At 70.1% G+C, this 11,448-nt stretch carries 12 protein-coding genes; 10 read left to right on the top strand and 2 right to left on the bottom strand.

The features are described from left to right. Nucleotides 1–148 precede the first annotated feature (148 nt). Nucleotides 149–1,612: a glutamate--cysteine ligase gene (locus Q1V71_RS13520; protein ID WP_300644369.1), complete on the top strand. Its 1,464-nt coding sequence runs from the start codon at nt 149–151 to the stop codon at nt 1,610–1,612. A gap of 60 nt (nt 1,613–1,672) precedes the next feature. On the opposite strand, the gene Q1V71_RS13515 is transcribed toward Q1V71_RS13520, so the two are convergent. Next, entirely contained in the window at nt 1,673–2,113 is a 441-nt protein-coding gene (locus Q1V71_RS13515; protein WP_300644368.1) for a hypothetical protein, read from the bottom strand. A gap of 192 nt (nt 2,114–2,305) precedes the next feature. On the opposite strand from Q1V71_RS13515, the gene Q1V71_RS13510 reads away from it, so the two are divergent. The 7 genes from Q1V71_RS13510 to Q1V71_RS13480 all read left to right on the top strand — a co-directional run bounded on the left by Q1V71_RS13510 (nt 2,306) and on the right by Q1V71_RS13480 (nt 9,315). Further along, complete coding sequence (locus tag Q1V71_RS13510; protein WP_300644367.1) at nt 2,306–2,707, top strand: universal stress protein; 402 nt, start codon at nt 2,306–2,308, stop codon at nt 2,705–2,707. Between the two features lie 215 nt (nt 2,708–2,922). Beyond that, nucleotides 2,923–3,555, top strand: a complete 633-nt coding sequence (locus Q1V71_RS13505) for a hypothetical protein (RefSeq protein ID WP_300644366.1) — start codon at nt 2,923–2,925, stop codon at nt 3,553–3,555. Between the two features lie 623 nt (nt 3,556–4,178). Continuing rightward, entirely contained in the window at nt 4,179–5,342 is a 1,164-nt protein-coding gene (locus tag Q1V71_RS13500; protein WP_300644365.1) for a hypothetical protein, read from the top strand. Between the two features lie 172 nt (nt 5,343–5,514). Then, nucleotides 5,515–5,928: a hypothetical protein gene (locus Q1V71_RS13495; RefSeq protein ID WP_300644363.1), complete on the top strand. Its 414-nt coding sequence runs from the start codon at nt 5,515–5,517 to the stop codon at nt 5,926–5,928. A 302-nt stretch (nt 5,929–6,230) separates the two neighbouring features. Continuing rightward, nucleotides 6,231–6,965 carry a bifunctional 2-polyprenyl-6-hydroxyphenol methylase/3-demethylubiquinol 3-O-methyltransferase UbiG gene (locus Q1V71_RS13490; protein WP_300644362.1) on the top strand — a complete coding sequence of 245 codons (735 nt, stop codon included), beginning with the start codon at nt 6,231–6,233 and terminating at the stop codon, nt 6,963–6,965. Nucleotides 6,966–7,079: 114 nt separating this feature from the next. Continuing rightward, complete coding sequence (locus Q1V71_RS13485) at nt 7,080–7,646, top strand: HhH-GPD-type base excision DNA repair protein (protein ID WP_300644360.1); 567 nt, start codon at nt 7,080–7,082, stop codon at nt 7,644–7,646. 154 nt (nt 7,647–7,800) lie between these two features. After that, nucleotides 7,801–9,315: an RNA polymerase sigma factor gene (locus Q1V71_RS13480; protein ID WP_300644359.1), complete on the top strand. Its 1,515-nt coding sequence runs from the start codon at nt 7,801–7,803 to the stop codon at nt 9,313–9,315. A gap of 79 nt (nt 9,316–9,394) precedes the next feature. Here Q1V71_RS13480 and Q1V71_RS13475 read toward each other — a convergent pair whose 3' ends face one another. Further along, nucleotides 9,395–9,598, bottom strand: a complete 204-nt coding sequence (locus Q1V71_RS13475) for a hypothetical protein (protein WP_300644358.1) — start codon at nt 9,596–9,598, stop codon at nt 9,395–9,397. A gap of 427 nt (nt 9,599–10,025) precedes the next feature. Here Q1V71_RS13475 and Q1V71_RS13470 point away from each other — a divergent pair, with 427 nt between their 5' ends. Together Q1V71_RS13470 and Q1V71_RS13465 are read left to right on the top strand one after the other, a co-directional pair. Further along, complete coding sequence (locus Q1V71_RS13470; protein ID WP_300644357.1) at nt 10,026–10,844, top strand: HAD-IIA family hydrolase; 819 nt, start codon at nt 10,026–10,028, stop codon at nt 10,842–10,844. Between the two features lie 234 nt (nt 10,845–11,078). Further along, the coding region (locus Q1V71_RS13465) for an ATP-binding protein (protein WP_300644371.1) at nt 11,079–11,448 on the top strand (370 nt) is incomplete at its 3' end.

Raw genomic sequence — 11,448 nt, 5'->3', positions numbered from 1 at the left:
GTCCGCGACGCCGCCCGCGGTGTGGTCGCCGTTGCCGCAGGGCGCACTGCGGGTCTTCGGCGGGAACGCGCCCGGGGTGGCGACACGATGAGGCCCGGTCCGGCACCGAACCCTTCTCGCGGGCCGCCCGTCCCCCTAGTGTCGTGTCATGGGTCAGGACGTCGACCAGCAGGAGTTCTCCCGGGCGGACCGGACGGCGCACCGCGAGAAGGTACGCCGCTGCCTGGATGTGTTCGCGCTCATGCTGCGCGAGGCCCAGTTCGAGGCCGAGGATCCGATGACCGGCCTCGAGATCGAGTTCAACCTCGTCGATGACGACGGCCGGCCTGCGTTGAAGAACGCCGAGGCGCTGGAATCGATCGCGAACCCCGACTTCCAGACCGAGCTCGGCCAGTTCAACATCGAGATCAACGTCGCGCCCCGCCGACTGGGCAGCGGGGGAGTCACCGGGTTCGAGAGCGAGCTGCGGGCCAGCCTGAACGACGCCGAGGAACGGGCCAACAAGGTCGGCGCGCACCTGGTGATGATCGGGATCCTGCCGACCCTCGCCGAGGAGCACCTGGCCCGCTCGGCGATCAGCGCCAACCCCCGCTACAGCCTGCTGTCGGACCAGATCCTCGACGCCCGCGGCGAGGACATCGCGATCCGGATCGCCGGCGCGGAGTCGCTGGACACCACGGCCGACTCGATCGTGCCGGAGGCCGCCTGCACCAGCACCCAGTTCCACGTCCAGACCTCCCCGGACCAGTTCGCGGCCTACTGGAACGCCAGCCAGGCGATCGCGGCCGTCCAGGTCGCGGTCGGCGCCAACTCGCCCTACCTCCTGGGCAAGGAGCTGTGGCGCGAGACCCGGATCCCCCTCTTCGAGCAAGCCACCGACACCCGCGGCGAGGAGCTGAAGGCGCAGGGGGTGCGCCCCCGGGTGTGGTTCGGCGAGCGGTGGATCACCTCGGTCTTCGACTGCTTCGAGGAGAACGTCCGCTACTTCGCCGCGCTGCTCCCGATCACCGAGGACGAGGACCCCCTGGAGGTCCTCGAGGCCGGGGGCACGCCCAGCCTCTCGGAGCTGCGGCTGCACAACGGCACCGTCTACCGCTGGAACCGGCCGGTCTACGACGTCACCGACGCAGGGCCGCACCTGCGCGTGGAGAACCGGCTGCTCGCCGCCGGCCCGACCGTCGTGGACACCGTGGCCAACGCGGCGTTCTACTTCGGGCTCGTGCGCAGCGTCGCCGAGGGTGAGCGCCCGCTGTGGAGCCAGATGTCCTTCAGCGCCGCCGAGGAGAACTTCCACGTCGCGGCCCAGCAGGGCATCGACGCCCAGGTCTACTGGCCGGGCATCGGCCAGGTGCGCGCCACCGAGCTGGTGCTGCGTCGGCTGCTGCCGATGGCCCACGAGGGCCTGGAGCGGTGGGGCGTCGCGACGGACGTCCGCGAGCGGCTGCTCGGGATCATCGAGCAGCGCTGCCTGCTCGGCACCAACGGTGCGGAGTGGTTCGTCGGCAAGGTGCGGGCCCGGTCCGGCGAGGACCGCTGGGACGCCTTGCGCGCGGTGCTCCTGGAGTACCGCGAGCGCATGCACTCGAACGAGCCCGCGCACACCTGGGACTGAACCGGTCGGCCCGCCGCGCGGCGCGTGCCCGGTCGCGGTGGAGCCGCGGTCAGGTCGCGGTCAGGTCGCGGGTCCGCTCCTGCGGTCGCGGATGCGCCGCCAGGTCCGCGTCGTCCCGGTCGCCGGGTCGTGCCAGCCGTGCCGGGTGACCACGAGCAGCTGCGCGTCGAGGCCCGTCTCCCCACGGGCGGCCAGGAACGCGGCGTACCAGCGCTGGTCGACGTCCTGCCACGCGAGCCCGCCGGTGCGGGTCACCCACACCAGCGGGTCGGGACCGCGCCGCCACAGCAGCGCCGCGAGCAGGTCGGTGCGCAGCGCGTGGTCCCAGGCGGCGTCCTCGGGCACCACGTCCACCGCGCCGCACGGGTCCCCGACCCGCAGCAGCGTCGGGTGAACCCGGCGTACCTCCGTGCGCGCCAGGTCCAGGACCGCGGCACGGGCCCTGCGCTCCCACGGGTCGCGGGGGCGGCTGCTCCCCCTGCTCGTCGCGACCGTGCCCACGGGTCCACCCTGCCCCCGCGGCGGCCGGCGGTGGGCCGTTCCTCCACAGGGAGGGGCGCCCCCGTGCCTCCGAGGGCCGGCGCCGCGGTCGGGCCACCCGGCGGGGGAGTCGTCAGCGGGTGCGGTTCGGCTACGGTGCGAGAGCAGCCGGCCGCTCGGGCCGGCCGCAGGTCGAGGTCGCAGGAGGTTGCCGTGGGCACCGTCGTGGTCGGGTACGTCGCCAAGCCCGAAGGGGAGGCCGCGCTCACGCGGGCCATCGAGGAGGCCCGCATGCGGGACTGCTCCCTGGTGGCGGTCAGCTCCCACCGCGGGGGCCAGGAGTTCGACGAGAGCAGGGCCAGCGCGGCCCAGGGCGAGCTCGACGACCTGCGGGCGCGCCTCGAGTCCTCCGGCGTCCCCTTCACCGTGCGCCAGACGGTCCGCGGACTGGAGCCGGCCGAGGACCTCATCGCGGTCGCCGAGGAGCACGGTGCCGAGCTGCTGGTCATCGGCCTGCGCCGGCGCTCGCCGGTCGGCAAGCTCATCCTCGGCAGCAACGCCCAGCGGGTCCTGCTCGACGCCCCCTGCGCGGTGCTCGCCGTCAAGGCGTCCTGAGGTCCCTCCGGCCGCGACCGGCGGTTCCTCGCCCGTTCGGGCGAACGTGCGCCGGGTGTGGCGCAGGAGGTCCCCTGCGAGCCGGGTGAAGAGATGTTCGGAGTTGTTCGGGAACGCCGTTCCGGGGCGCGTGGAGCCCCCTGACCTGGCCAGACTCTGAGGCGGCGGCCATCAGAGGTCGTCGATCGACGTCCCTGGAGGCAGCCTTGCTCGACGTGTCCACGGTCTCCCCGACCCGGGTGCGGACCGGTTCCACCGCACTGGTGACCTGCGCCGGCTCCTCCTTGGAGCTGCGGGTCTGGCCGCCGGAGGACGTCTGGGCGGTGGCCGACCGGCTGCGGGAGATGGGCGTTCAGCCGGAGCCGGTGCTGCCGGACGAGAGCGGGCTCCCTGGCTCGCTCCTCGTGCAGCGCGAGGGGACCTGCGAGGAGGCCGCGCTGCGAGCCCTCGTGGACGGCCTGCGCCTGCCCGGGCTCGAGGTCCTCGCCTTCGGCACCGCCGACTCCGCCGGCACCAGCCGCCGCGTCGCGGGGGAGACCTCCCCCGTCCCGGGCCCCGCGCGGGTCGTGGCCGACGGGACGCGCGACCACGTGGTGTTCGTCGAGCTCCACCAGCTGCTCGCCGCCCGTCGCTGGCAGGTCCGAGCGCTGGGCACCACGGGGGCGCTGCGGCGCATGGCCACGGCCCTCTCCGGCCTCGTCGCGGGCACGCCCCCGCGACCCGACGGCGACACCTCGCTGGTGCTGGAGGTGCCCGACCGGCCGGGCTCGGTCCAGTCAGTGGTGGAGCAGTTGGACTCCGCAGGGCTCGACGGGCACGTCCGCGTGCTGCGCCAGCACGCCGCCTGACCCCTCGGCCCGACCCTCGTCGCGTGGCGGGAGCACACCGTCGTACGCCGTTGCCCGGCTGGGGCAGGATGAGCGTCATGGCCACCCACCAGATCCGCATCACCGGTGACGACGTCGCCGACCAGGTGAGTGATTGACGAATCCGCAGCCCCCGCCCATGCGATTCCGGAGACTCGACGCCCGCTCGATGACAGGAACACGGTTGGCGACTCTGAGAAGAACACCAAGTACACGGCTGGTGTGGATGTCGTGCCCAAGTCACCTGGAACGCTCGTTGGGGGAGACATGTGTCCGACATTGAAGGCGCCCCATCTGTATGTGGCGACCGAAACAATCCCGCCTACCCCGCAGCCTTCTGATGGTGCATGCTGTCCCCACGCTGCGCCGCAGCGCCTCGTGATCGGGCACGAAGGGAAATCCTGGCTATGCGCCAACACCTGTTTGAGACAGCAACCAGAACTAGCAATGGCCCCGCCCGCCTAGGGCGCCGCCGGAGCGGTTCTGGAGTCGCCATTGCCACTGCGGCCTTGCTCGCGGGCTCAACGGTCGCCGCACTGACCGCCGGGAACACCGCCGCCACCGGGGCAGGCGTCCCCTCCACAGCACGGGCCGAGGACGGCCACGTGACGCTCCTGGCGGGTCGCATCGTCGATTCAGCACCCGGTTCTCGTGTGGAGGTCCTGGTCTTCCCGGCACTGCCTGCCTCCCGCGACTTCTACCCAGTCGGTGTCGATCTCGACATGAAGTCTCTGACCGCCCAAGTCGCGCAGGACGGCACCTACCGGGTCCAGGCGCCTGCCAAGGATCTCGTCGGCTACGTCGACCGGTTCGGCATCAGCGACCTCCTGGTCACCGCCATCCAACCCACCGACGACACTGCCGGCGACGAAGCCGCAGTGACGACCCAGAGTGTTCAAGCCAGCGCACGGTTGGCCCCCCAACCCGCACTGGAACAGGTGACCGCCCGGCTCCTGGCCGCCCGCGCCCAGGCTGCCACGGTCAGCAGCATCATTTTCGACGCCGCCACCGGGATCGCTCGAGTCGCCACCGGAGAGCACCCCTTCACCGCCGAGGCACCCACTTCCGCGACCGTCGACGCTGCCGCTTCACGAGCAGGTGCCTGCCGCATCACGCCGAAGGACAAGCACTACGGACGGGCCGAAAGATTCATGTACGCCGACAACTGGAAGGGCGCGAAGTACCTGTTCACCCAAAGCAAGGGCACGTCTCACACCCTCGGGATCGCTGTCAAGCCCGAGGGAAAGAACTGGTCGGCCTCGGCGGGCTCGACCAAGAGCATCGCCAACAAAGACACCGACACCCTCGACAAGCAAGTCGGCAAGTGGGCCCGCAACAAGGTCAACTACCAAGACTTCTACATGCGCTTCTGCCCTGGCCCGGGCGGCATCGAGCGCACCGAGAGACGCCCCACCAGCCAACACTCACTCCTGGTGAAGTCCGCGAAGGGCCAGCGGCCGTTCTTTGCCACCGCCGACTGCCAACCGGTCGGCACCAACTACGCCAAGACCAAGAGTGAAGTCAGCAACGCATCGGTCAGCGCAGGGGTCAACCTCGGGGTCGTCAGCGTCTCCGCACAGTCCGGATTCTCGGACGGATCGTCCTGGTCCGTTGATGTGTCACGTCGGTCCAAGATGTGCTTCAGCAACATCGAAGGCCCCGCGCAGTCCCGCTACGTGCGGTTCATGAAGCGCGGCAACAAGGCCTCGGGTAGTTGCCGGCCCGCCCGTGCCACCAGCGACACTGGTCAACGTGGCTGCACCACCTAGTGGCACCCGCGCGTCGCGGCGGCCTCCCCGGAGGTCCAACCTGGGCGCCGTCCTCCTCGCGGCACTCGGTGCGAGCCTCGGCGTAAGCGCGTGCACCCCGGAAACGGCCAGTGACCCAGGGCGCATCCAGGTCGGCGACGCCATCGAGGTGAAGTTCAGCGGCGGATCGGAGATGCAGTCCTACGACGAGGTCCAAACCGGACGCGGAGCCTCCTTCCCTCTCCCGTACGTTTGCGCCCTCACCGACGACCCCATCCGCATTACCGGCATCGACCTTCAGACCCCGGAACCGGGGCTCTCTGTGACGGGCTTTCTCGTCGCCGACGAACCCGGCGCCCCCGGCGCCATCGTGAGTCGCCCACTCGATGAGACCCCGCAGGGAAAGCACGCAGCCCCCGACGGGCTCATCTCAGCTCAATGCGACTCCGATGAGTCTGTCCAGGTGTGGGTAGAAGTCACCCTGGAAAGAACAGGGGCCGCACAGGCCCAAGCGGTTCGCTACCGGTATAGCGTCGACGGCGAGGACGAGCAGGCCACCGACTGGTTCCCGACAGGAGTAGGTCTCTCCACCGCGACTGCCCGCTGACCCGCTCGCCAAGATGGACGGTTTGGAGCCGAGTGGTGAAGACCTTCTGCGCGAGTTCGCTGAGATTGGCCTTCTGCAACCGCTTGGAGGCGACGTCGCCACCGCAACAGCTTTCGAGACACCACGGCTATACCGACAAGGGCTCGGCTTGATCATTCGGGGCCGTCCCTGAGCGATGCGGCGTGGAAAGATGTGCCCATGCGGATTCAGATTGCTCAGGACCCCGAAGCGGACCGTGTGCTCTCTGAGGACTCGTTCGCGCTGCTCGCGGGCATGGTCCTCGACCAGCACATCCGCTGACCATGGAGCGCGACACCGTGGACGACATCGAAGCCTGGGACAACGCCGCCTCGATCTACGCGGCGATGATCGGCGGCGCCAACGACTCGTTTTGGCGGCGCTTCGAGCCCTTCCTGCGGCAGTGGTTGCCGGACAGTGGGGGGAGTGTCCTCGATCTCGGCTGCGGTCACGGGTGGCTCGCGGCGGACCTCGCATCCAAAGGCTTCGAGGTCGAGGGTGTCGATGGCAGCCAAGAGTTGGTTGAGAGGGCCAGACGCGACTTCCCTGACCTGCGTCTGGGCGTCCGCGATCTTGTCGAAGGCCTCGGTACGGATTGGGTGGGCCCCTACGACGTGGTTGTCAGCCACATGGTCCTGATGGACCTGCCCCGGATTGACCGCGTCCTTGCCGACGTCACCGAGAGGCTGGCCCTGGGCGGGACATTCGTGGCCACCATGCTGCACCCGGCTTTCTTCAATCAGGCGCCCATCTACGAGGGCGATCGCCATCGCCGCGTGACCGGCTACCTGCGCGAGGAGGAATGGTGGATCGAGTCCTTCGGTGGACACCGGCACTACCACCGACCGTTCGCTTGGTACGTCCGCGCCCTGCGTGCTGCGGGTATGGCTCTCGTGGACCTGGACGAGCCACGGACGTTGCCCGTCGTACCCAAACCTGAGTACGAGTGGAGCGCCGACGAGGAGTGGTTCTCCACCATCCCCACCATGCTGTCCTTTGCTGCGAAGCGCTGCGGCTGACGCATCCGCGACGCGCGCGCAGCAATCAAGGTGGCGCGGGACGTGACGTGCGTCCGCTCCTGGCGGTCACGACGTGCACGAAACAGGTGATCGTGGATCGGGCAAGATTCCGCCATGGGCTTCAACATCACCGGCGACCCGGCGGCCGATAAGGTCCTCGACGACTCTCCGTTCGCACTCCTTGCAGCCATGATGCTCGACCAGCAGTACCCCATGGAGCACGCCTTCCGCGGCCCCGCGAAGGTGCTGGAGCGGTTCGGCACCCTCGACCCGGCCCGCATCGCCGACGCCGACCCTGAGGAGTTCGCCGCCCTGTGCGCCACCGCGCCGGCGATCCACCGCTTCCCCGGCTCGATGGCCGCGCGACTCCAGGAGCTGGCCCGGATCGTGACGGAGGAGCACGGTGGCGACGCGTCGCGGATCTGGACCGACGCCGCCGACGGCCGTGACCTGCTGCGTCGGGTGATGGCGCTGCCGGGCTTCGGCAAGCAGAAGGCGCAGATCTTCGTGGCCCTGCTGGCCAAGCAGCTCCACGTGCGCCCGCAGGGGTGGGAGGCCGTGGTCGGCGACTACGCCCTGGAGGGCCACCGCTCGGTGGCCGACGTGGTCGACGGCGCCTCGTTGCAGAAGGTCCGCGACTTCAAGAAGGAGAAGAAGGCCGCGGCGAAGACCCAGGGCTGAGCAGGGCCAGCTGGAGCAGCCCGGGCCTGAGAGCCCTGCTGGGGCGCCCCGTGGCCCCTCCCGGTTGCGGGAGGACCACCACGTGCGTGGCAGAATGACGGCGCGGCTCTTGACGACTCCGGGACCTGCCGCGCCCCAAGCCAGTTCACGAGAGGTGTTCGTGTCTTCGAACGCACGCAAGATTCCTGCTGAAGTGCTCGCGCACCCCGCCGTCGTCACCCTCGTCGAGCGAGGTGCTCCCACGGGGAGCGTCACGCCGGAGGAGGTCCGTGCGGCCAGTGAGGACGCGCAGATCGAGCCGCGCCACCTCAAGGCGCTGCTGGGCCACCTGAGCGAGCAGGGCATCTCCGTGACCGTCGACCACGCCAGCACCCGCGCGGTGGCGGCCACCTCGACGCGGAAGACCACCACGGCGACGGCCAAGAAGGCCGCGGCGAAGAAGGCGGCCCCGGCCAAGAAGGCCGCAGCGACCGCCGCCGCTCCTGCCACGAAGAAGGCCGCTCCCGCCAAGAAGGCCACGAAGGCCACGGCCAAGAAGGCCGCTGCGGGCACGGTCGAGGTCGAGGTGCCCGCCGCGCCTGCCGTGGGCCCCGACGGCAAGAAGGTCCTCCCCGACGTCCCCGACGAGCAGTTCGAGGCCGACGTCGCCGCCGACCCGACGATCAAGGAGGCCGAGGAGGAGGCGACCGCCACCTCGAGCTTCGTGGTCTCCGCGGCCGACGAGTCCGACGAGCCGGTCCAGCAGGTCATGGTCGCCGGTGCGACCGCCGACCCGGTCAAGGACTACCTCAAGCAGATCGGCAAGGTCCCGCTGCTCAACGCCGAGATGGAGGTGGAGCTCGCCAAGCGGATCGAGGCCGGCCTGTTCTCGGAGGAGAAGCTGGCCAAGGGCGGCAAGATCAAGGCCGACCTGCTCGAGGAGCTGGAGTGGATCGTCGAGGACGGCCGCCGCGCCAAGAACCACCTGCTCGAGGCCAACCTGCGCCTCGTCGTCTCCCTGGCCAAGCGCTACACCGGCCGCGGCATGCTCTTCCTGGACCTCATCCAGGAGGGCAACCTCGGTCTGATCCGTGCGGTCGAGAAGTTCGACTACACCAAGGGCTACAAGTTCTCGACCTACGCCACGTGGTGGATCCGCCAGGCCATCACCCGCGCGATGGCCGACCAGGCACGCACCATCCGCATCCCGGTGCACATGGTCGAGGTCATCAACAAGCTCGCCCGCGTCCAGCGCCAGATGCTCCAGGACCTCGGGCGCGAGCCCACCCCCGAGGAGCTCGCCAAGGAGCTCGACATGACCCCCGAGAAGGTCATCGAGGTCCAGAAGTACGGCCGCGAGCCGATCTCGCTGCACACGCCGCTCGGTGAGGACGGCGACTCCGAGTTCGGCGACCTGATCGAGGACTCCGAGGCGATCGTCCCCGCGGACGCCGTCTCGTTCACGCTGCTCCAGGAGCAGCTGCACGCCGTCCTCGACACGCTCTCCGAGCGCGAGGCGGGCGTGGTCTCGATGCGCTTCGGCCTCACCGACGGCCAGCCCAAGACCCTCGACGAGATCGGCAAGGTCTACGGCGTGACCCGCGAGCGGATCCGTCAGATCGAGTCCAAGACCATGTCCAAGCTGCGCCACCCCAGCCGCTCGCAGGTCCTGCGCGACTACCTCGACTGAGCGCCCGGCACCACGCACGGCGAAGGCCCCGGACCGATCGGTCCGGGGCCTTCGACGTACGTCGGGATCGAGGAGCGGCTCAGCGCTCCGCGAGCTTGTGGGTCTCGTCCTGCACGGTCACGGCGACCTGCTTGAGCGCCTCACCGTGCTCTCGGGCGTGGTGGGCGCAGAAGAGCAGCTCGCCACCGGTCTGGAGTTCGACACGGAGGTAGGCCTGCGCGCCGCAACGGTCGCATCGGTCCGCGGCAGTCAGCGCGGAGCTGGGGGCAACGGCAGTAGTCACTTCGGCCTCATTTCTGTTCTCACTCGGTGCAGTGGACAACGTAGCCAGGTGGACCAAGATTCCCGTCCCGGTGTGGCGCACGTGACAGTCGGTGCTGCGACGTGTCCATCGGCCGACCTCCTGCTGGGATGAGTCATCTGGTGCTGCGCTGGTGCGGAACCACGTGGTCCCTGGGGTTGTTCCCCACCAGGTGTGCGCCTAGACGCCCACCCGGGTGAAGTCTGTCTCGCGGTGCCACGTCGCGGCGGAGGCATCCGGATCCCGAGTCCGATCGTGTCCACATCGTGACGTGCAGCGCGGCCCGAGCCGCTGGTGTCCGGTGCTGCGATGCTGCGGGGGAAGTGCCCCGAGCCTAGGACCGCAGCCCCACCCCTCGCGGGCACGACGCGCCGTGTCGCGGCGGGCCCTCGCCTGCGAGACTCGGCCCATGACCGAGCGCGCCGTGGAGACCTGGCTGACCGACATGGACGGCGTGCTGGTGCACGAGGAGGTGCCGATCCCGGGCGCCCAGGAGTTCATCGAGCGGCTCAAGGCGAGCGGCCTGGGCTTCCAGGTGCTGACCAACAACTCGATCTACACCCCGCGCGACCTGCGCGCCCGGCTGCTCGGCAGCGGCATCGACGTGCCCGAGGACGCCATCTGGACCTCGGCGCTGGCCACGGCGCAGTTCCTGGCCGAGCAGCGTCCGCACGGATCGGCGTACGTCGTCGGGGAGGCGGGGCTGACGACGGCGCTGCACGACGTCGGCTACGTCATGACCGACCGCGACCCCGACTACGTCGTGCTGGGGGAGACCCGCACCTACTCCTTCGAGGCGATCACCCGGGCCATCCGCCTCATCGACGACGGGGCCCGGTTCCTGGCCACCAACCCCGACCCCAGTGGTCCGAGCACGGCCGGCAAGCTGCCCGCGACCGGCTCGGTGGCGGCCCTGATCAGCACCGCGACCGGCCGCACGCCGTACTTCATCGGCAAGCCGAACCCGCTGATGATGCGCAGCGCGCTCAACCGCCTCGAGGCGCACTCGGAGACCACGGTGATGGTGGGGGACCGGATGGACACCGACATCATCAGCGGACTGGAGGCGGGCCTGCGCACGGTCCTGGTGACCACGGGCTCGACCCGGCCCGAGCAGGTCGCGACCTTCCCCTACCGCCCGACCCGGGTGGTCGACTCGGTCGCGGACCTGGTGGACCTGGTCGGCGGCTCGCTGCCGCTGCGGGAGCAGGACGACCTTCCCGCATGACGCCCGCCTGACGCCCCGTCGGACTGCCTATCAGGCGCCCTGTCGCACGCCCAGGGCGCGCCCTGAGCAGGACGGGGGGTGCGGTCGACTAGATTCCGACCAGTGACCCAGGCACCCGAGACACCGGCCCGGAAGCAGAGCACACGCAGGAGCAGCACCATCGCCGACAACACCTACAACGCCGCCCACCTCCTGGTCCTGGAGGGCCTGGAGGCGGTGCGCAAGCGCCCGGGCATGTACATCGGGTCCACCGACACCCGCGGTCTCATGCACTGCGTCTGGGAGATCATCGACAACGGGGTGGACGAGGCGCTCGCCGGCGCCGCGGACCGGGTCGAGGTCGTGCTGCACCCCGACGGCTCGGTCGAGGTGCACGACAACGGTCGCGGCATCCCGACCGACACGGAGCCGCGCACCGGCCTGCCGGGCGTCGAGGTCGTGGCGACCAAGCTGCACGCCGGCTGCAAGTTCGGCGGCGGCTCGTACGTCGCCACCGGCGGCCTGCACGGCGTGGGCCTGTCGGTGGTCAACGCGCTGTCGGCGCGCATGGACATCGACGTCGAGCGCTCCCCGGCGGTCCAGGGCATCTCGTTCCAGCGCGGCG

This window comes from Nocardioides sp. (assembly GCF_030149505.1).
Taxonomy (GTDB): Bacteria; Actinomycetota; Actinomycetes; order Propionibacteriales; family Nocardioidaceae; genus Nocardioides.
The sequence above is the reverse complement of the archived record's forward strand: the minus strand, read 5'-3'. Positions and strand labels throughout refer to the sequence as shown.